General features: G+C 46.0%; 16 protein-coding genes. 7 read left to right on the forward strand and 9 right to left on the reverse strand.

The genetic code is table 11. From position 1 onward, the window contains the following. Positions 1-424 precede the first annotated feature (424 nt). The gene (gene metR, locus DYB02_RS11775; RefSeq protein ID WP_005481610.1) at positions 425-1,336 is read left to right on the forward strand and encodes an HTH-type transcriptional regulator MetR; all 912 of its coding nucleotides are present in this window, start codon (positions 425-427) and stop codon (positions 1,334-1,336) included. A 20-nt stretch (positions 1,337-1,356) separates the two neighbouring features. Here the strand turns inward: metR and DYB02_RS11780 are convergent, their stop codons facing one another. The 3 genes from DYB02_RS11780 to DYB02_RS11790 form a co-directional block, all read right to left on the reverse strand. Next, complete coding sequence (locus tag DYB02_RS11780; RefSeq protein WP_005457961.1) at positions 1,357-1,557, reverse strand: DUF4250 domain-containing protein; 201 nt, start codon at positions 1,555-1,557, stop codon at positions 1,357-1,359. Positions 1,558-1,930: 373 nt separating this feature from the next. Next, a complete protein-coding gene (locus DYB02_RS11785) occupies positions 1,931-2,617 on the reverse strand; it encodes an HI_1241 family integral membrane domain (protein WP_005457936.1) in 687 nt (228 codons plus the stop codon). A 164-nt stretch (positions 2,618-2,781) separates the two neighbouring features. Further along, positions 2,782-5,238, reverse strand: coding sequence for an EAL domain-containing protein (locus DYB02_RS11790; protein WP_005457928.1), 2,457 nt, complete (start codon positions 5,236-5,238; stop codon positions 2,782-2,784). Positions 5,239-5,669: 431 nt separating this feature from the next. Here DYB02_RS11790 and DYB02_RS11795 point away from each other — a divergent pair, with 431 nt between their 5' ends. Next, entirely contained in the window at positions 5,670-8,003 is a 2,334-nt protein-coding gene (locus tag DYB02_RS11795; protein WP_029805604.1) for a YgiQ family radical SAM protein, read from the forward strand. 130 nt (positions 8,004-8,133) lie between these two features. Here DYB02_RS11795 and DYB02_RS11800 read toward each other — a convergent pair whose 3' ends face one another. Continuing rightward, positions 8,134-10,230, reverse strand: a complete 2,097-nt coding sequence (locus DYB02_RS11800) for a methyl-accepting chemotaxis protein (protein ID WP_029803679.1) — start codon at positions 10,228-10,230, stop codon at positions 8,134-8,136. A gap of 560 nt (positions 10,231-10,790) precedes the next feature. On the opposite strand from DYB02_RS11800, the gene DYB02_RS11810 reads away from it, so the two are divergent. Together DYB02_RS11810 and DYB02_RS11815 are read left to right on the forward strand one after the other, a co-directional pair. Then, on the forward strand, positions 10,791-11,468 hold the full coding sequence (locus tag DYB02_RS11810; protein ID WP_005457963.1) for a response regulator transcription factor: 678 nt from the start codon (positions 10,791-10,793) through the stop codon (positions 11,466-11,468). Then, positions 11,465-12,769, forward strand: coding sequence for a sensor histidine kinase (locus tag DYB02_RS11815; protein ID WP_029803681.1), 1,305 nt, complete (start codon positions 11,465-11,467; stop codon positions 12,767-12,769). The genes DYB02_RS11810 and DYB02_RS11815 overlap by 4 nt, the downstream gene beginning before the upstream one ends. 80 nt (positions 12,770-12,849) lie before the next feature. On the opposite strand, the gene DYB02_RS11820 is transcribed toward DYB02_RS11815, so the two are convergent. Continuing rightward, a complete protein-coding gene (locus tag DYB02_RS11820) occupies positions 12,850-14,088 on the reverse strand; it encodes a leucine-rich repeat-containing protein kinase family protein (RefSeq protein ID WP_029803682.1) in 1,239 nt (412 codons plus the stop codon). A gap of 280 nt (positions 14,089-14,368) precedes the next feature. Between DYB02_RS11820 and DYB02_RS11825 the strand changes: the two genes are divergently transcribed. Continuing rightward, positions 14,369-15,265 (forward strand): 1-aminocyclopropane-1-carboxylate deaminase/D-cysteine desulfhydrase, encoded by an 897-nt coding sequence (locus DYB02_RS11825; protein WP_031822822.1) that lies wholly within the window; start codon positions 14,369-14,371, stop codon positions 15,263-15,265. Between the two features lie 39 nt (positions 15,266-15,304). Here DYB02_RS11825 and DYB02_RS11830 read toward each other — a convergent pair whose 3' ends face one another. Then, positions 15,305-15,847: an isochorismatase family protein gene (locus DYB02_RS11830; RefSeq protein WP_029803686.1), complete on the reverse strand. Its 543-nt coding sequence runs from the start codon at positions 15,845-15,847 to the stop codon at positions 15,305-15,307. A gap of 150 nt (positions 15,848-15,997) precedes the next feature. Further along, positions 15,998-16,858, reverse strand: a complete 861-nt coding sequence (locus tag DYB02_RS11835) for a LysR family transcriptional regulator (protein ID WP_029803688.1) — start codon at positions 16,856-16,858, stop codon at positions 15,998-16,000. A gap of 99 nt (positions 16,859-16,957) precedes the next feature. Between DYB02_RS11835 and DYB02_RS11840 the strand changes: the two genes are divergently transcribed. Beyond that, positions 16,958-18,022, forward strand: coding sequence for an HlyD family secretion protein (locus DYB02_RS11840; protein WP_025555651.1), 1,065 nt, complete (start codon positions 16,958-16,960; stop codon positions 18,020-18,022). 9 nt (positions 18,023-18,031) lie between these two features. Continuing rightward, positions 18,032-19,051: a DUF2955 domain-containing protein gene (locus DYB02_RS11845; RefSeq protein WP_029803690.1), complete on the forward strand. Its 1,020-nt coding sequence runs from the start codon at positions 18,032-18,034 to the stop codon at positions 19,049-19,051. 87 nt (positions 19,052-19,138) lie between these two features. Here the strand turns inward: DYB02_RS11845 and DYB02_RS11850 are convergent, their stop codons facing one another. Continuing rightward, entirely contained in the window at positions 19,139-20,167 is a 1,029-nt protein-coding gene (locus DYB02_RS11850; RefSeq protein ID WP_025499965.1) for a methionine synthase, read from the reverse strand. Between the two features lie 30 nt (positions 20,168-20,197). Continuing rightward, a complete protein-coding gene (locus tag DYB02_RS11855) occupies positions 20,198-21,172 on the reverse strand; it encodes a DUF1852 domain-containing protein (RefSeq protein ID WP_005457949.1) in 975 nt (324 codons plus the stop codon). Between the last annotated feature and the right edge of the window lie 256 nt (positions 21,173-21,428).

Genomic DNA, 21,428 nt, shown 5'->3' on the forward strand with positions numbered 1-21,428 from the left:
TTGTTCAATTTGTTTAGGTCAGAGCATCTTTCTCTAAGTTCACAAGATGTCTGGATGGCTAAACTATCTCTCTCCTCTGTCGTTTGGACAACGTCCATTTATTCAACTTGTTTATTAAAAAAATTCATCATGGGTCGATTTCATTCGCAAATAAATCACAACAATAGACGTCTAGACGTTTACATATCCATTTTTTGTCGTTAAGTTAGTTATGTCTGTCGCAGTCAATCAATACGTTTTAACAGCAATAAAAAATTGCTTGCGAGTGAAGTGGATTTGTTTGATAAGTGTTTATTCTTAAATCAAAAATTCAAATTAGCTATTGAGTATTTCAACAAGGCAGAGCATTAAGAAACCATATTGAGCCGTTATTGACTGGGATAGGAATTCGTTCACGGCGAACCACAAAGGATGAAAGGGATTCATGATAGAGCTAAAACATTTGCGAACATTAACTTCGCTTCGAGACACCGGCTCGTTAACTGCTACGGCTACTGCCTTGCACTTAACGCAATCCGCTCTTTCTCACCAAATCAAAGATCTCGAATCTCGTATTGGCGGTCAGTTATTTTTACGCAAAACTCGCCCAGTGAAATTTACCTCTGAGGGTGAAATTCTCTTGCGCCTCGCGGAAGATATTTTGCCGAAGCTGGCAAGAGCAGAAAACGAACTGGCGAGTTTGAAAGAGGACGTCAACGGTCGATTACACATGGCGATCGAATGTCACTCATGCTTCCAATGGCTCATGCCTGCTCTAAGGGAATATCAATTGGCGTGGCCAAGCGTCACGTTGGATTTTTCGTCCGGATTTGGGTTTGAGCCCCTACCTGCATTGCTGGCTGGCGAGTTAGATCTCGTTATCACGTCGGATATTCAACCTCGTTCTGAGGTACATTATGAACCGTTGTTTGACTTCGAAATGCGCCTAATTACTGCGACTAATCATCCATTAGCTGACAAAGAAATTATCGAACCACAAGATCTTGCCGATCAAACTATGCTCTCTTATCCGGTTCAAAAACAAAGATTGGACGTTGTTAAGCACTTCTTGCAGCCGGCCGGCGTCGAGCCTGCCAGATGGAAGCAAGCGGACAATACCTTAATGCTGGTGCAAATGGTTTCGGCAGGGTTGGGCGTTGCGGCGCTGCCAAACTGGGCGATATCCGAGTTTTCTCGTCAGGGGTTAATCACCAGTAAACCATTTGGCAAAGGTTTGTGGCGTCGTCTGTTCGCAGCAACGCGTAACTCTGAAAAAGATAAGCGTTATCTGCAAGCCTTCTTCGCGACGGCGAGACAACAATGCAAAAGCCATCTTGACGGCATCAAGATGGCTTAACAACAAGGAATCGATTGAGACTAGCGTTCGTACGCTTTGAATTGATTGGTGAGTGGGTCGTACTGATAACCAAGCATATCAAGCTTGCCCACCACCGACTCAACATCCATTTCGTAGACCGAAGCCAACTCGTCAAAACTGTCGCACTCTAAGCGTAGTTTTTCGTTGACGATCCCCAACAAAATGATGCTATCCAGATTGCCTACATTGCTTAAATCCATCGCGACACTCCTCTTCGACAACGTATCAAGGTATATACCCAAGTGACTTCAAGATGTAGAGTTCAGAGCGTTGTCACTAATTCAAGTTCAAGGAAAACAACGCTGCGGAATAGCCAGCTATTTCCAAGTTTTTTGACGATGAAATTGCTTTAGTGACACGCTCCCAAAGGGCGAGTTGTCTTGGTTTGCATGCTTTGTTAACAATTTTTGATTTAGAACTACTAGCTCTTCAAATTGTTGCCTCGCCTTCAAACCAAGTCATTCTCGCTGAACCAAGCATCTCGAGGTTACTTGGGTATATACATACAGCGTAGACAGGATCTGGAGAATTTAAAGTGAGCTCACTCGAGATCGTGAACTCACTATCAGACTGTTAAACAGCCAGAGCAAACAAACCTTGTAGGCTTGTCATGGAAGCAAGAGCAAGCAGCAAAGCAATGCTCAGTTGCACTTTTTCTGGCGCCTTGTGTGTGAAGATATGCCAACACCAAACCACAATGGTAGAGATAAGCAGCGCTAAAGAGATCAAAATCGGCTGCGTTGCGCTCGCAAGCGTAGCTTCATCCAATTGGTACGATGAAAATAAAGTCGCAAGCACCAATAGCATGCCAGACACAATACCCGTTACAGGTAAAATACGGTGGAACGCCTGTAGTCGGCTACGGGCAATCGTAAGCAGCAATTGAGAGAACGACGCACCTAAGAAGAAGATCATCACAGCCATCGCTGCTGAAGCAGGCCAATTCGGCTGTTCAAACACTTGAATGCTCACGTATGCAAAGGCCAAACCATTCGCCAAATGCAGCGCCCACAACGGGCCCTTTTCACGCGTTTTCTTAGTCTGAACTTGAGAGTAGAAATAGAAAATCGCGAACACCACCATAAACGCTTCAATACGAAGTGATGCTACCGCAAGCCAAAGTACCCCTATCGCAGGCAACATTTTGTGGAGACGACCTCGCTGACCCGGACAAATATCGCCCTTGATCAAAAGCAAAGTCAGCAGCGCTTGTGCGCCAAATAACATTGGAGGGAAAGTAACCAGCAGTTGTTGAATCATGTTGAATGCAAGCTCAAAAGTCGTTTTGGGGTGGCGATAATAGCAAATCACCTATCGCCAAACCACCTAAACTCTCCGCCTAACTTGCGATCCAAATAGCATCAAACAGGCTTAATGCTCATGCGTTTAATATTAAGCCTGTGCAGCAATACTTGACCTAGTCATTAGCATGAAGCCAGATACTGCAAGGCATCATCTTGAGTGAGTAGCCCACGATATTCTTCTTTGGCGTCGCACAAGATCCAAGGGAAGCCTATACCAGCTTTGATCAAATCTCGAATGGCCGCTACTGGCAAACAGGCATCAACTTGCTCAAATGCGGTGCTCATCACCTGATTGACTGGCCGTTTCCAAAGTCGATGCTCGCGCTCGGTTTCTAAATCTGTCCCCATCGCTGGCGTCATGTGCAAGTTGACTTGCTCTTTGGTGATCAACCCAACGCAGCGGTTTTCATTGATAACCACTAAAGGTGCGCTTGGGCTCAGATTCATGTATTCCACCGCCAAAGACAGCGGTTCACCTGGGTCGAGTCGGCGCACATCGTGATGACATAACGACTGTAACATCGCATCTTGAGTCGGTTTAACCATCACACCATTAAAAAGTGTGTCATGTGCTTGAGCCGTATCGAGTAGTACCACTGGCAACGCCTGAGAAAAGAGGAAGCCCTGCATGTAATCAACACCAATACCAGCCAACACTTCGAGCTCGCGTTGTGACTCGACACCTTCGGCAACCACCTCGACGTTCAGCTTGTGTGCCAAATCGGTAATGGTTTTGACGATGTTATAACTTGTACTACCCTCATGAATATTCTTGACGAACTTGCGGTCGATTTTTAGTACATCAAATTGCCCTTCTTCCAAATAAGAAAACGAAGAGTAGCCCGTACCAAAGTCGTCAATCGCAATTTGAATGCCCTCTTGGCGAATCTGTTCTAACGCAAACGCGTGTTCTTCATCTTGCTCGAAATACGCGGTTTCTGTTAACTCAATAGTCACCAGTTTTGGGTTTACATCGCTGGCTTTAATCAAATCGAGCGATCGCTGGAGAACTTGCAATGAATCCAGCTTGGTATTCAACGAGCGATTAATGGAAAGTCCGATATTTTCGCCATAGATTTTTTGCAAATGTGACCACTGCTTCAGCGCGGTTTGGCAAACAACGTCATCCAGCGCAGCGATCAACTCCAGGTCTTCAATGATGGAAATCATCTCTTGCGTGCTGTACTCGCTGTTTTCGTGATAGAAGCGCGCTAATGCCTCAAACTTCACCACATTGCCGGTTCGCGTTTCGATAATTGGCTGAAAATACACATCCACCAGCTCACTTTCAATTTGGGTTTTCAGGAACGTTTCCAAATGCTGACGTTTCACCAACTCGGCGTGAAGTTCACTGTTGTAAAAGTTGAAGTAGCCGTTTTCTCCGGCTTTCGAAGACACCATCGCTTGCGCCGCATGAGCAAGTGCCTGTTTTGGATTATTGGTGTCATACCCAAGGACAGAAACCCCGGTTTGCCCTTCCACAATCGTAGCGTGCATTTTGTTTCCCATTTCACTTCTCAGCTCAGAAAAGAAACCTTTCATGGCTATTTGAATCAAGCGCAAAGGGCTCAACCACTGACAATGTGGCGTTTGTAAACAGACTACAAAGACGTCTCGCGATAACTGCCCCGCAATGCTGGTGTAGCGACTACGCATGATAAAGTCCGCAAAACCTAGCTGTTGTTCCAACATGCATTTCTGGGCAAAGTTCGGTCTTAGCGTCATCACGATATTGAGGTCTTTGTGACCACTTTCGTTTGCGAGGTTATCCAATTGAAGTTCGAATTCATCTCTGGTTGGCAAAAATGCCGACCAGTCTTGCACTTGCTCACAACGATTTTTCATCCACAAAAGGGAAGCCGAGATATCCGTTGAAAAACCGAGAAAAAGCACACGCCCTGAATTGAATGTGAGGCGATAGATACACAAATGATGCGCTTGGTTACTACCATTGGCTGTGCGGCTAAGAAGATTGCCGCTCCAATACCCTTCTTCATCAATGTGTTTCCAAAGCTGATCGTAGAACGCTTGGCTATGGTGAGAAGTGCTGAAGATGTAGGTTTTTAACCCAACGAGATCGCGATTTTGATACCCCATCTGAAGCTCAAAGGCGCGATTGCAACCAAGAATACGCGTGTCTTCATCGGCAACGAGTACGCCGACGTTTGGCAAATCGAAGATGGTTTCAAGAATCTTCGCCAGCTCTTCACACCCAGTGATGGTCAGCTGAGGAATGATTGTGCCTTGAACAATCCGCTCGTTGAGCTTTTCAAAACTCATGGTGACATGAATGAGCTTGGCGTCATTAGGCATTAAGCAGCAAGAAAAATGCCCTTGCCCACCCATAAATTCGACGTCCGCAATGCGTTGACGACAAGCCTCTTGCTGCCCCATCAACATATATTGAAGCAGCTCATCTAAACTGTTAATCGGACGTTTAAAGCCAAAAGCATTGGCCATGCTTGGTTGATCGCATTCAAACTCACGAGTATAGATGTCATAAGACCATTCCACGACCTGAGTGTGATTGGCTGCATGCTGCACTTGTCCTTGTGCAATCGTTAGTGATTCGCTCATTTCCTAGCCCCCTTATTTTGGTCGGCCTTTTTGCTCTCCATTCAAAACCCAATGTCACAGTCGATGTTTGAGGAACCTTTAGGTTCTCTGTTATGACTCGAAAGTTAACAGGTAAGCCTTGCGGTTTTGAATGTTGCTTCGAGCATGCTCGGCACATGCACTTTTAACTATGCACTAATTTGATTATAGGCGAGTTTCAAATAAGCATTCCATTGCTTATCAAATGTATTAAAATTGCGACAAACAAATCTAAGCAGGCTAATAACCATAAGGCTTCAAAGGGGATATCAGATAAAAAATCGTCGATATAACAATGATATTTCTGCAAACCAAATAAAACTCTCTGAACTGAGCTTGAATAGATGAGTTTGTTATAGATACCTGATCATCAAATCGCTATAATTCGCGCTCCCTGGAACAGAGAGCAAAATATGACCAATAACATCACTCCTATTCATGAGTACAAAAAATACTGGGCAGAGTGTTTTGGTACGGCACCTTTCTTGCCGACCAGTCGCAAAGAAATGGATGCCCTAGGATGGGATAGCTGTGACATTATCATCGTAACCGGTGACGCTTACGTAGATCACCCGAGCTTTGGTATGGCTATCATTGGCCGTCTGCTAGAAGCGCAGGGGTTCCGTGTCGGTATCATTGCTCAACCAGAATGGCAAAACAAAGATGCGTTCATGCAGCTTGGTAAGCCAAATCTGTTCTTCGGGATCACTGCGGGTAACATGGACTCCATGATCAACCGTTACACTGCGGATAAAAAACTTCGTCACGATGACGCGTACACACCAAATAACGAAGGTGGCAAACGCCCAGACCGCGCGACTTTGGTTTACTCTCAGCGTTGTCGTGAAGCTTACAAAGAAGTACCTATTGTTTTAGGTGGTATCGAAGCCAGCCTACGCCGTGTTGCGCACTACGATTACTGGTCAGATAAAGTTCGCCGTTCGGTACTGTTTGATGCAAAAGCAGACATCCTACTTTTCGGTAACGCAGAACGCGCACTTGTAGAAGTAGCGCATCGCATTGCAAATGGCGAAGACATCAGCACCATGACCAATATTCGTGGTACTGCCGTGAACTTGCCAGCCCCGCCAGAAGGCTACACGGTTATCGATTCTTCTCGCATTGAAAAACCTCGTAAAGAAGCGTTCGTACCAAAGAACCCATACGAAGTAGAAACTCAGTGTGAAACTAAAAAAGATGAGCCAGTTGCACAACCAATCACGATTCGCCCATCACGCCACGATGCTGCGACAACTGCGGTTCGCTTACCTTCGTTTGAAAAACTAAGAAACGATCGCATTCTTTATGCCCACGCAAGTCGTGTATTGCATTTAGAAACGAACCCGTACTCAGGTCGAGCGTTACTTCAAAGCCATGGTGATCGTGAACTTTGGGTAAACCAAGCCCCAATCCCATTGACGACCGAAGAGATGGACTTTGTGTTTGGTCTGCCTTACGCGCGTGTTCCTCATCCTATGTACGGCAAAGCAAAAATTCCAGCGTATGACATGATCAAAACGTCTGTGAACATCATGCGTGGTTGTTTTGGTGGCTGTTCTTTCTGTTCAATTACCGAGCATGAAGGTCGAATCATTCAAAACCGCTCGAAAGAATCGATCATCAACGAGATTGAAGAAATTCGCGACAAAGTTCCAGGTTTTACCGGCACAATTTCCGATCTTGGTGGCCCAACTGCAAACATGTACCGCCTAGGTTGTAAAGATCCAAAAGCAGAAGCGAACTGTCGTCGTCCGTCTTGTGTATTCCCGGGCATCTGTAACAAGCTAAATACAGACCACAAACACACCATCGATCTATACCGCGAAGCGCGTAAAGTTGAAGGCGTGAAGAAAGTGATGGTCGCATCTGGCGTACGTTACGACCTTGCGATTGAATCACCAGAATACGTGAAAGAGCTCGTAACTCACCACGTAGGTGGTTACTTGAAGATTGCACCGGAACATACAGAGAAAGGCCCTCTTGATCTGATGATGAAACCGGGCATGGGCACGTATGATCGCTTTAAAGAGATGTTCGAAAAGTACAGTGCTGAAGCAGGCAAAAAGCAGTACTTAATCCCTTACTTTATCTCTGCGCACCCAGGCACAGAAGATGAAGACATGTTGAACCTTGCTCTGTGGCTGAAGAAAAACAACTTCGAGTGTGACCAAGTACAAAACTTCTACCCATCACCGATGTGTAACGCAACGTCAATGTACTACTCGGAGACTAACCCTCTGAAACGCGTGAAGTACAAACAGCGCGAAGACATTCCAGTCGCGAAAGGTGAACGTCAACGTCGTTTGCATAAAGCACTACTGCGTTACCACGATCCTGCTAACTGGCCATTAATTCGTGAAGCACTGGTCAACATGGGCAAGAAGCATTTGATTGGTGACAAACCAACGTGTTTGGTTCCTGCAGAAGATATTGATGCTCAAACTCCAGCGCAACGTCGTAAGTCTGGCCGTCACGGTGCAAACCGCTTTGCAACCAAGCACACCAAAAATCAACCAGGTTTCGGTGGCCACTTGAACAAACGCGCTGAAGGCGGTTCAAAAGATGGTAAACCATCAGGCAACCGTAACGGTTCTGGTAAAGTACAAGGTGGTCAACGCCCTGCTAGCAACGGCCAGCGCCCTAGCGGCAACGGTGCAAACCTCCCAGCAGGTAGCAAGCCGCAAGGCCAAGGTCGTCCACAAGGCCAAGGCAAACCAGCCGGTCAACGTAAGCCAAAACGTCGTTAGTTCATTAGAACTTGAATATTAAAAAGGGCTCCAGAGGTAACTCTGGAGCCCTTTTGTTTTGTTCGATATTTCTCGCCAATCGTTTTGCCGGAAATGAACCTAGTGAGCTGGCTTGAACTCACTCGCTTGATTAAGACAACTTGAACTTACTCAACTCACCGTGAAGATCACTGGCTTTTACTGTCAGTTCGTTACTGATCGCTACAGAAGATGACATGGTATCCATCACTTCCATCGCCGTATCATTAATCACAACCACATTACGGTTGATCTCTTCCGACACCGAGCTTTGCTCTTCTGCCGCTGAAGCGATCTGATTATTCATATCATTAATCACTTCAATAGCTTGGTTGATTTCGGCCAACGCCAACTGCGCTGCTTGTGTTTCTTCTTTGGTATCCACCGCTTGCTTCTGGCTTTGCTCCATCAACACGACGATTGATTGCGTTTCTTGCTCCAAACGAGCCAACATTGCACGAATTTCTTCTGTCGAGCCTTGTGTGCGCGTTGCAAGGTTGCGGACTTCATCGGCTACCACAGCAAAACCACGACCCGCTTCACCAGCACGCGCAGCTTCAATCGCAGCGTTCAGAGCCAACAAGTTGGTTTGATCGGCAATGCCACCAATCTCACTCAGAATACCCTGAATCGCCGTGCTTGAAGCCACCAAATTCTGCGTCTGGTGCTGTGCATCATTCACTTGCGAAGCGAGGTTATCCACCGCGCTTGCAGCATTGTCCATACGCGACATGCCATTCGCACTATTGCTTTGAACTTGGCTTGCCGCCGCTGCTGCTTGTACCGCAGAATTTGCCACTTCTTGTGCGGTTGCGCTCATCTCATTAATCGCCGTTGCTAGCGAGTTGACTTCGTTCACTTGAACGTTCAGTTGATCTCTCGAAGCTGCCGCGCGAGCTTGGCCTTCACTTGCGTTTTTATCAACTTGGTCTGCCGTCGCCATTACGGTTAAAAGCATTTCCTGAATGCGAGCGAGGAAGGTATTAAACCAGTGCGCCAGTTGGGCGGTTTCGTCCTTACCTTTCACCTCAATGCGGTAAGTTAGGTCGCCCTCGCCTTGTGCTGCGTCTTTAAAACGCTCCACTAAGTTAGTTAACACTTTGCCCAACGAGGTCGCGATCATCGTCATCGCAACAATACCAATCAGAGCCGCAATAATCCCTGCCCACACTCCCTTTTCAAGAGCTTCTGCACTTTGTTCTTCACTCCATCGCTCGTAGTCATCCACGTTCTTTTTAAGGAAGCTACTGGGAACCGATACCATAACGATCCAAGGTGCATCGCTGGTTTCAATTGCAGTAATCGCATACTCATCCCCGCCAAACGTCACAAGGCCTGCGCCTTTTTGTTTCGCAATGGATTGAATACGAGCCCATTGAGACGCCAACTCATGAAAAACTTTCTTGCCCACTTGATCCGCTTGGCTGCTGTTCGCCAGTGTGATGCCTTTCCACGAAGAAATCAGAATACGGCCTTGTCCATCAAACAAGTCGCTCGCGTAATCTTCACTTTGGCTTTGTAACTCGTTCAATGACAAATCAAAACCGAGAGAGCCGATGATCTCGCCACGTAACTTGATTGGTTGGCTGATGGTCGTGATCAGTTCTTGTTTGCCACGAACCGGATACATGTACGGTTCCATCACGAACGTTTTGCCCGTTTCGTAAGGCATCAAGTGCCAATCGTCTTTACGCTCACCGTTGTTGTTTAATTCAGTATTGCTAAAGCTATCCATCGCCACGACATCAAAACTGTTGTGCGAATTTGGCGAAAAGAATGGCGCTAAGTAGCCTTCGCTATTAAAGCCAAGGCTTTTGTCTTGAATCGTTGGCTCAACCCACGATGGCTTTTCCCATACCATGTAACCAGCAAACACAGCTTTGTTCTGAGCTTCTAGCGACGCAATAAACTGTTTAACAATAATGTCTGGCGTCGCGGCCGTCTCTGCGCTTAATTCGATAATTGAACGCGCTTGCTTTAGGTTCGCCAACACTGGCTCTAACTGGTTGGAAATATTCAGCCCTTGCTGAATCGCCGTATTGCTCAGGTCGGTCGTGGTGGCTTCGTTCAGTTGAGATTTTACTTTTGTAGTGATTTGTTCATTCACTTGCGTGAACGCATTGGTTGTCATACCCATTGCAATCAATAGAGTGAAGGCCATTGCCCCACCCGCACTGACAGCAATTCGAGTGCGTATACTGTTAAACATGATAGCCTCACAAATTGATTTTTATCTGGCATTAAGCATTGGAAGGATCATGGATTTTAAACAAGTAAAGTTAATGGGAGACTTTCATTTGTGAACAGATCAAGAACAGAAAATGTAGTTTTATTAATAAAAATAAAATAATGCAGCGTTTCGCTTATGCATGAAACCATTGATTTGATTGAATTATCTCAAAAAAGAGAATCTAAGCGTTTGTATTTAAACGTAATAGCCATATCTAAAAAATGGTTTTATAAAAAGTAAGAACCTTTCCTATCGAGTGCACTTGTGAAGATTGGCAATTATTAATAATGTGCTCAGTGTCACATAAATAATTTAGTATCTTCATGTTTTATATGGAGTTAACAGAACCAACCAATCTATACCATTTATATTTCAATCAGTATTGATAGATATAAATAAACAGGTACAACTGTATTTAAGTTAGACATTGAAAACCGACACAAAGGTGAGAAAATCATTGTCGACAACTTTTTCACACCTATAGTGAATAATGTTCGTTAAGATCAACATTCGAATTTATCGAGATTGGATAAGAATAAATGAAACGTGTACTTTTGGTAGAAGATAATCGTGAAATAGCGGGAATGTTGTTCGATTATTTTGAATGTGCTGGCATGCAGCTGGATTACGCCGACAACGGTGAGCTAGGCTTAAAACTGGCGATGGATAATGCGTTTGACATCATTTTGCTCGACCTCATGCTGCCGCGCATGGATGGCCTAACACTGTGCAACAAGCTGCGCGATGCCGGTAATAACACTCCGGTGTTGATGTTGACTGCACTTGATAGCCGAGACGACATGCTTAAAGGCTTCCAACACGGCGCCGACGACTACCTCACCAAACCGTTTGATCTCGATATTCTTGAAGCACGCATGACTGCATTGATTAAACGCTACCGCGGTACGGTTGCATCAACCAAACTCCAGTATGGCGAAGTGTCTATCGATCAAAAAACGCATCAAGCCTACCGTCAAGATAAGCTGTTGGCGTTGAATCCAACCACGTACACGATTCTAGAAATGCTGGTCAAAAATGCCCCCGAAGTTGTGACGCGTGAAGAAATCGCATTCCGCTTATGGCAAGAAAATGAGCCAAACAATGACGTTTTGCGCAGCCACATTTATCAACTGCGCGGTCAACTCGATAAACCCTTTGAAGAACATTTATTGAAAACCATCCCTAAAGTCGGCTTCCGCTTGGAGCCGGGGGCATGATTCGCCGCTTATTTAACAACACACAAAGCTTAACTGGACGCCTCGAACTCTTCTTCCTGTTGGTGTCGATTGTGATTGGTCTGCTGTGCTTCGCACTTGTTAGTGGCGCGTTGTTGTGGTCGGAAGATCGCGTCGGTGAACGACGTATTATGATCGACAAGAAAGAAGCGATTGAGCATTTTAGGCGTCATCCTGGCGACGGAATGATCAAGCTCGATCTGCTAACAACGGCGTACAACGATATCAATCTGATCCCACCTGTCTACCAGCCTTTTTTGCAAGACAAGCAGTACTTTCTCGGTGAAGTCGGTCAAGAGCCGAACACCAGAATGATTTACATGAGCACTTTTAACCAAAATGGCGAAGAGCACCCTATCATTCTGATTTCACTCATTGATGAAATCGAAATCACCTCAACCGAGTTTGTTTATGTCATCGTAATGGTACTGGCGGTGGTAACGGCGCTTATCCTAATTTTTGGCAGCCTTTTACTGCGCCTATCGCAACGTTTGATTGAGCCAGTCAGCGCACTCAAGGTGCAACTAGACCAACACCAAGGCGATACATCCCAAAAATTCATCGTGCCTGAAGGTTCGGCTAAAGAGTTCCAAACGTTAGCCTCTCAGCTCAATGAATATCGCAGCCAAATCAATCAGGTGATCAAACGTGAGCAAGCTTTTGCGCGATATGCCAGTCATGAACTGAGAACGCCACTAACGGTAATGAAAGGCTCGAGCAGCCTGCTAGCCAGAAGCCCAAGCACGCCGTTTCAAGAGCGTCAGATTGGCCGTATTCAAGATGCTACTCAGCAGATGTCGACCATGGTTGATGCTTTGTTGGGTTTGGTGCGATATGAACGCAACACAGACGACAGCCCCGTTCGAACCATCTCAGAGCAAGAGCTTCACAACATCGTTGCTCTTAGCCAAGCGCAAGCCGATGAAAAGTCGTTGGAATTTAATGTACAGATATTGGGCCATCCGCAAACCAAAGCGACCACTGCAGTGCTTAACATTACGTTGAGTAACTTAATTCGCAACGGCATTGCAGCCACGTCAACAGGAACGATTCATATCACCATGACCGATACCACACTGTCGGTGAGAGATGAAGGTGAAGGCTTCTCTTCCGTGCCAGATGCCGAAGGCCATGGTTTGGGGCTCATGATTGTGGATGACTTATGCCGACGCTATGGCTGGCAATTCACTATTGATACACATTCTGAGGGTGGATGTGAGGCAGTGATTGACCTTTCGTCAGAGCATCATGAGGCTTGCTCAGAGCAACTTCCTCAGCACTAGATTCAATCAAGAGGTATCTCATTTGCTCAGTATCAAAACGGGTAGTTCGATACCTCTTTCTTATTCGATTGAATGAAATCTTATGCCGCAAGCGCAACTAGTCGTTCGAATGCTTGCGATGCCGATTCCGACGCTTCACACACAGAAAACACATCTTCGATAAAGTACTTCAACGCTCTGGATTCAATGGCTCTGATTGCAGCTTGCTGCTCGTCCGATAAATAGCCGTAAATGCTCGCCGCGCCAAAGTCACCGAAGATCATCTTCCCTTGTTCGTTCACCAACGTATTGTGCGCATACAAATCACCATGACACACCTTGTTGTCGTGTAGGTGATTAAATACGTCCACCATCTGCTCAACAATAGAGTTCACTTGCTCGACTGTCAGCGTAAACCCTTGTGGGAACGTATCTCGGGTGCAGGTTTCCAACGTTGGTGGCAAACCTAAGTTGTAGTAATTGTTTGGAATCAGCTCCATCACCAACGCAAGCTCTTTACCGTCATTCACTTGCGCGATGGATTTCACTAAGTTGTTGTGATGCCCAGCTTGCAAACACGCTTCAAGTTCATCATGAGGGTAACCATCACTGGTGACCTCGCCCTTGAACACTTTTACCGCAACTTCACTCGGGAAGTTGTATTGAGCGTCAGTCCAGTTAGCGTGAGAAATCACGCCACTTGCCCCTTGGCCGAGAACATGGTTAAGCGAGTAACTGTTTGTGGTCACTTTCGGCACACTGTCTAGCGAAGATGGGTGTTTGCAGAATGGATTACCTGCAAAAGCAAACCATGCCAATTTAGGTAGCTTCATCAGCACATCCGGAAAGTGCTCTAGCTGGTTCGCAGAGAGACGAACCAATTCCAAATTAACTAAGTTTTCCATGCTACTTGGCAGTCGTTTGATGCGATTCCCTGCCAGTGCAAGCTTTCTTAAGCGCGGCCTTTCACCCAGACTGTTTGGCAGCGTTTCAATCTCGTTGTCAGTCAGGATCAGCCAACGCAACTGACTTGGTAGTGAGGCTTCACTCACCACTTTAATCTTGTTGGTTTTAAATCCAACCATCTCAAGGTTTGGCAGCTTGCCCAATACCTCTGGTAAATGGGTGAACTGATTATTGGAAGCAAAAATGATTTTTAGTTTGGTCAGCTGTTCCAGCTCTTGTGGCAAATCTGACAGTGCGTTGCCGGATAAATCTAACACTTCAAGCGAGTCTGCAAGCTCTAAAATTTCCATAGGGAACTCAGTTAGCCCTTCCGCCAACTTCAGTTGTTTAATTTCTACTAATTGTCCTGTTTTTAATTGTTCTAGAGTCTGCAAAACCAAGCCTTCTGATTGAATGGAAATAAGCGGCGTAGTGTACGTGGCTTGAGGCAGAAAGGCGAGACATGGGGTGGAATAGCATGGAATCAAAGCAACCAAAGGATAGAAGTGAAACAATTGCAATGGTATTACAGCACCGGTGAGTGCGAGTCAAAGCATCAGGAATAACCGAAATGGTTGTACTGAAACACAGACTTTTTATCTGGGTTTAATGGCGTTACACTACGCGCCCTTTTTAAATGGCAAAGGTGACACGGTTTATTCCGTCAGCATCGACATGAAACTCTTAGAAAGTCCTATCACCCAACATAGCTTTAATGGGCGCAAATTTTTCCTTAAACGTGACGACATGCTCCACTCCCACTTTTCCGGGAACAAAGCACGTAAGTTTATGACGTTAATGGAAGAGCAAAATCCCGACATCACCACGTTAATAAGCTTTGGCTCCGCTCAATCTAATGCCATGTACTCGCTAGCGGCTCTTGCCCAGATTAAAGGTTGGGCATTTGAGTTTTATGTTCATCACATTCCATCTTGGCTAAAAAACTCCCCCATCGGAAACTATCGCGGCGCTCTCGATTTGGGTATGAAAATCACCGCCATGCAAGACATCGGTAGCGAACTCCACCCTAGTGAATACATCCACCAGGTACGAAGAGTAGATGAGTCGACATTGCTTATTCCAGAGGGTGGACGTTCCCACCTCGCTGAAGCTGGCATCAAACAGTTAGCACGAGAAATTCTTGATTGGACGCGATTGAGAGGTAAAGAGCAGTTTACGGTCGCCCTGCCATCAGGCACTGGCACGACCGCTTTATATCTTCATAAACATTTAAGCCCACACGGCATAGAAGTGCTAACTTGCCCTTGCGTAGGCGATGCAGATTACTTAACTGAACAGTTCAACCAGCTCGGTGAAAACAGCCACCCAACCATTTTAACCGTGCGCAACAAACACCATTTTGGTCGCTTGTACGAAGAAGATTACATCACATGGAAAGCACTCTTTGAGCAAACCGACCTCGAATTTGACCTGTTATACGACCCGTATATGTGGCAATGCCTCACCCCTTGGTTGGAAGAGAACACAGATAAAACGGTGATTTATATTCACCAAGGCGGGTTACTTGGCAACGAGTCGATGTTGCCAAGATATCAACGAGAATTTGAATAGCGTGTTCAAATAAAGTTGTTGCTGATTACAGTGATTCCACTATTTGATGAGCGCCAGAATTTCTTTGAATTCAGGTGCTCGGCAATCTTCGACCATTTCATACAAACACATTTCTAGCCCAGTGAGCACCACACCGTTAGCGGTTAGCTTCGCAAGAGCGAGCGCTTTATTGGCAGCGGTTCGGGAAGATACACAATCCGTGACTAATTCAACGCGATAACCGGACTGGCGCAGAGAAACCGCGGTTTGATAGACGCAAATGTGGGATTCAATACCGCAAACCAACCAGGTATCCACTTTTGCGTTCTCCACCGCGACCTTAAACGTCGCCTCTTTGCAACCATCAAACGTGTACTTGGTAACAGGTAAATGCGTGCTTTCAAGCACTTCACGAATCGGCTCCGCGGTTGAGCCCAACCTTTCTGGATTCTGTTCTAGCCACAGAATAGGCAAATCTAGTGCTTTGGCGCCCTTTACCAGTTTCGTGATATTTTCAATCAGTGCGTCGCTTTCATGCATTAATGTAGCGAGTTTGCCCTGAACATCCACCACAATCAGGCCCGTGTTTCCTTTCGACAACATTTCCATCTCCTATCTTGTGCGACCACAAACCATACTCAACAAGTTGAGCAACAGTTAATGTATCAGAACCCTTTCATGTTAGAGCAATAAAACCTAGAAAGATGACCTTCGCTCACACATTTGCCCTTAGGTAAGGGTGGTTTGAACTGACTATTTAAATTTCTCTCGAATTAGCTCAATCAAGGCTTTGACTTTATTGGGCAGAAATAAGGCCGAGGGATAAATCAGAGTAAGATGCTGCTTCGGATGCGCAAATTGAGGCAGCACCTCGACCAACAAACCATCTCGCAATGCAGGCTTGGAATGAATTTGTGGAATAAACGCGATGCCGTTTCCTGCTATCGCCATCGAGCGCAGCAAGTTGAGGTCGTCCGAGCGCAACGCCACATGCAGATCTGAATCGAGCAAATCAGCATTGTAACGATTAGTTAAAAGGCGATGCTGCTTAAGATCTTCCACCGTTTTTACTTGCGGATGCGATTCTAGATAGGCTTTTGACGCAACAAAGTGACTACGATAAGGCAAAAGACTGAACTGCACATAGCTGTCATCGGTGACTTTGACCACGCTCGGAAGAAGCTGCAAATCAAACGATTGACGCTTGAGATCGACACTCTCTTGATGGTTTTCAATCTCGACCGAAATATCCGGATACCGCGTTGTGTACTCGGTGATGATCGCGTTAAACGCGGCAGAGCTCATCAATGCGGAAGGAATGGCTAAACGCACCTTGCCCGTCAGCTCTTGTTGATATTCGTGCATGGCATTTAAACCTTGCTGAATATGGTCAATAGGCTGCCCCACCAACTCAAACAAGCGTTTCCCGTGCTCCGTCAACTCAATGCTGCGTGTTGTGCGAATCAAAAGCTGTACCCCGAGCGATTTCTCTAATTCTTGCAGGCGACGACTCACTTTTGATCGTTGTAGTTGATTCGCCTCTGCCGCTGCACTTATACCGCCGTGAACCACCGTCTGAGTGAATAGGTAAATATCATCAAAACTAACGTTCATTGTCCTATTTTTAGGTCATTTATGTTCGTATTATCATTCTACTGAATTGTGAGTGACTTCTCTATAATCCGCTATCCAATATGTTTAACGGAACTTGTAATGACGGCTGACCAAAAATTCAAACACTGGATGCGAACTTTGATTGTCCTGTTCATCGTACTATTTTTGTACATTATCATTGCTGACCGCCACGCCCCCTTAACGACCGAAGGACGAGTGCAAGGATACGTTGTCCAAGTCGCGCCCGAGGTATCTGGTAAAGTGACCGACGTTCTCATCGAGAATAACCAGTCCGTTCAAAAAGGCGATGTGTTGTTTACGATTGATGATCGTAAATACAAGATAGCACTTGAACAGGCGGAGCTGTCTCTGCAATCCGCTTATGAAAAAGAAGCAACGCTGTATTCTCAACGCGAAGCCGCTCTTGCCAACATTGCCCGCGCACAAGCGACATTTGATAATGCACACCGCGAATACAACCGCTTACTGACGTTATCGAAGCAGAAAGTCATCTCTCAATCGACACTCGATAATGCCTTTGCCCAAAATCAGGTATCACGTGCAGCGCTTAAAGCGGAAAGACAAAACTTAAAAGTCATTGAGGCGCAATTAGGCGATCAAAAAGGTCAAAGCACCGCCGTTCGAATTGCCAAAAACGGGATCGAAAAGGCGCAACTTGATTTGGCAAATACCGCAGTACTCGCTCCCAGTGATGGTGTCGTGACCAACCTGCAACTAGAAGTTGGCACGATGGCAAACACCAACATGCCATTGCTGACATTTGTACCAACAGGATCACTCTGGGTAGCCGCTGATTTTCGTGAAAAGTCCGTCGCGAACGTAGACAAGACTTTCCACGCCTTGGTCACATTTGATGCCAACCCAGGTTCGGTGTACGACTTTGATTTAGCTAGCCGCGATTACGGTGTAGCAGCCGCACAACAAACGCCTAATGGCGCACTAACCAAAGTGGAAGTGAACAACCGCTGGGTACGTGATGCGCAGCGTACACGAGTGAACCTAACCAGCAGCGAAGAGTTACCACCAGCACTGTTTGTCGGCTCTCGCGCTACCATTGTTTTGTACCCAGACAACAACATTTTCTGGCAGTTGATGGCGCAAGCACAGATTCACCTCGCAAGCTGGTTCCACTTCATTTACTAGGCGGCGACAATGAAAACCTTACGAATTTGGTTCGGCTGCTCTTTAGGGCTCGCGCTAAGCATGATCTTCGGTTGGTCTTACGGATTTTTTGCCATCATGATGCCGCTGTTTATATTGGGCAGAATGGACAACTTTAATCTTTCGGCTCTATTGATCGTGTTTTTCTCTGCGGTGTGGACAACCATACAAGCCACATTTTTGCTGGAATACTTGCAGTTTCATCCAACATTAATGACCATTGCCGTCGGGATCATGATGCTGTTCAAGTGCATTGCAATGATGAACCAGAAAACCTATTTGTTTGGTTACATGGGGCTGTTGGTGGGTTCAATTGTGTTGAATTTTGCCAGCTATAACTTCATGGATATTGAAGAGTTCAACGTCAACATGTGGGTGATGGCGTTCAGCAATATTTTTGTTTGCGCATTCGCGTATTGGTTGTTCCCGGAGCCAAAATCCCCCGCCGAGCACATTGATATGTCGACCCCAGTGAAAAGCGATATTGACTACATCAGCCAAGTTGCTATGGGTTGGGTAGTGGCGATGGCGGCATTTATCGTATTCCAAGTAGCGGACTTATATGACTCGCTGTCCGCACAAGCTTCCATTTTGATCATCCTAACCCCAATGACTTTAGCGGGCTCGCTCGCCATGGCAAAAATTCGCATCATCGGCACCGCACTAGGCTGCATCGCAGGGATGGCTGTTCAGCTGATATTGGGCAGTTGGTATGGGCATGGGCTACTCTTTTGGCTCGCCTTTACCATTGCGATGGGGCCATTCTGCTTGTGGCTCACCAAAGGGCAAATTAAAGCGGCTATCGCGTTTTCTGCCATGTCTGCCCTATCGGTTCCGCTGACGACCTCATTGGTGCCAGAACAAAAAGACGCGTTCTTTTCGATCTTGTACCGTTTCAGCTCGATTTTCGTCGCGGTTTTGCTCACCGCGATGGTGATGTGGGTAGTGCATCACTGGATTCGTGTAATGTTGCTAAAGCATCCTGAAGTTCGACAGCTAGAAATGAACTAGCGCGAAGTTACCGTCTGTTTTAAGAAAAAACCAAGAACCGAGCTCTTGGTTTTTTTGTTTATCTAAAGGGAAAATATTTTGAATAACTTAAGCAGACAGCTCTCTACGAACAATCTCCGCTCCCGCACTTAGCGCATTGAGCTTAGCGGTTGATACTTCACGAGACAAAGGCGCCATACCACAGTTGGTACATGGGTAAAGCTTGTCGGCATCAACGTACTTCAACGCCTCTCGCAGTGTATTCGCCACTTCTTCTGGCGTTTCAATTTTGTTGGTTGCAACGTCAATCGCACCAACCATCACTTTCTTACCGCGAATCAACTCAAGCAACTCAATAGGCACTCGTGAGTTATGACATTCGAGCGAGATAATATCGATATTCGATTGCTGTAATTTAGGGAATACTTCTTCGTATTGTCGCCATTCAGTGCCTAGCGTTTGCTTCCAATCTGTGTTCGCTTTGATGCCGTAGCCATAGCAGATATGCACCGCCGTTTCACATTTCAGCCCTTCAATCGCACGCTCTAAACATGCAATGCCCCACTCGTTCACATCATCGAAGAACACATTGAACGCAGGCTCATCAAACTGAATGATGTCGACACCTGCAGCTTCAAGCTCCTTCGCTTCTTGATTGAGGATCTTCGCAAATTCCCAAGCCAGCTTCTCACGGCTGCCGTAATGATCATCATAAAGCGTGTCGATCATCGTCATAGGGCCCGGCAACGCCCACTTGATAGGTTGCTTAGTTTGCTGACGCAAGAACTTTGCATCTTCAACAAACACGGGCTTTGTGCGGCTTACAGGGCCAACCACCGTCGGAACACTTGCTTCATAACGGTTGCGAATGGTCACCGTTTTGCGGTTTTCAAAATCTACGCCGCTTAAATGCTCAATAAAGGTCGTCACAAAATGTTGGCGAGTTTGCTCGCCATCACTGACGATATCAACGCCTGCCAGTTCTTGTTCTTGCAAAGCGACACGTAACGCATCGCGTTTGCCATCAATCAGTTCTTCACCTTGCAGTTTCCACGGTGACCAAAGTTTTTCTGGTTCCGCTAGCCAAGAAGGTTTCGGCAAGCTGCCAGCCGTTGAAGTCGGTAATAGTGTTTTCATCGTCATTCCTTTCTAGATTCTCGTTGTCGATTACGCGTAGTTTGCAGACCATTGTTCAAGCACAGATTGATAAGGTTTGATGAAATGCTCCTCGGCAAATTTCCCTTGTTCAATCGCCAGTTGGCTGCGCTCTTCTCGGTCGTAAACGATTTGAGTTAGCGAGTGGTCTAGGTTTTTTAGGTTTGGCTGGTAGCAATTACCGGCAACCGCGTTGGCATTGTAAATCTCAGGTCGGTAAATCTTCTGGAATGTCTCCATCGTGCTAATCGTACTGATAAGCTCTAGGTTTGAATAATCGTTCAACAAGTCACCGAAGAAGTAGAATGCCAATGGTGCAACACTGTTTGGCGGCATAAAGTAGCGCACCTGTAAGCCCATCTTTTTAAAATACTGCTCAGTCAACGAAGATTCGTTCGGCTGATATTCAAAGCCCAAAACAGGATGTTGATTTTCGGTGCGTCGGTATACCTTGTTGTCCGATACACTCAGACAAATCACCGGCAGCTTTTTGAAATGCTGTTTGTAAGACTCAGAATTAACGAAAGCTTTGAACAGTTTGCCATGCAAATCACCGAAATTAGCTGGGATGCTGAAACGGGGCTGGTTTTTGTTGTGGTCCAACAGCAAAACGCTAAAGTCGTAATCACGAACGTATGAAGAGAAGTTGTTGCCCACAATGCCTTCGATGCGCTCGTTAGTGTTGTGGTCAACAATGTTGGTTTTGAGCACTTCAATTGATGGGAAGGCTTCGCCACTGCCTTGGATATCCATATCAACAGAGATGATTTCAAGCTCAACTGAGTAGCGGTCACCTTGCGCATTATCCCAATGTGCCAACGCATTAAAACGATTGTCGATCATTCGGAGTGCATTGCGCAGATTCTCTCGGCGGTAGTTTCCACGAGCCAGATTAGCAAAGTTGGTAGTGATTCGCGTGTTGTCTGATGGTTGGTAATTCTCATCAAAGCGAATGCTTTTGATAGCAAATGTGAAATCGTTATTCATCGTGAGTTGGTATCCTATTTCCTTAGATAAAGCAGACTTTTCCTAACTCTGTGCATGGGGATATTTTTGTTTTTTGGTTTTCCCAATCGTTAGGTTGCGCAGCGTTCACGACGAATCGTTCGTACTAAAAACGGCGGTCGCAGTGCCTAACACCAGAGCAGTCCGTTTTTTATACTTGCTTCACGAGTTGAATAATATTGGTATTGTTTCACATTGAACATGAAAGAAATTCATGACTAGAGAAATGGACCTACGC

This window comes from Vibrio parahaemolyticus (assembly GCF_900460535.1).
Classification (GTDB): Bacteria; Pseudomonadota; Gammaproteobacteria; order Enterobacterales; family Vibrionaceae; genus Vibrio; species Vibrio parahaemolyticus.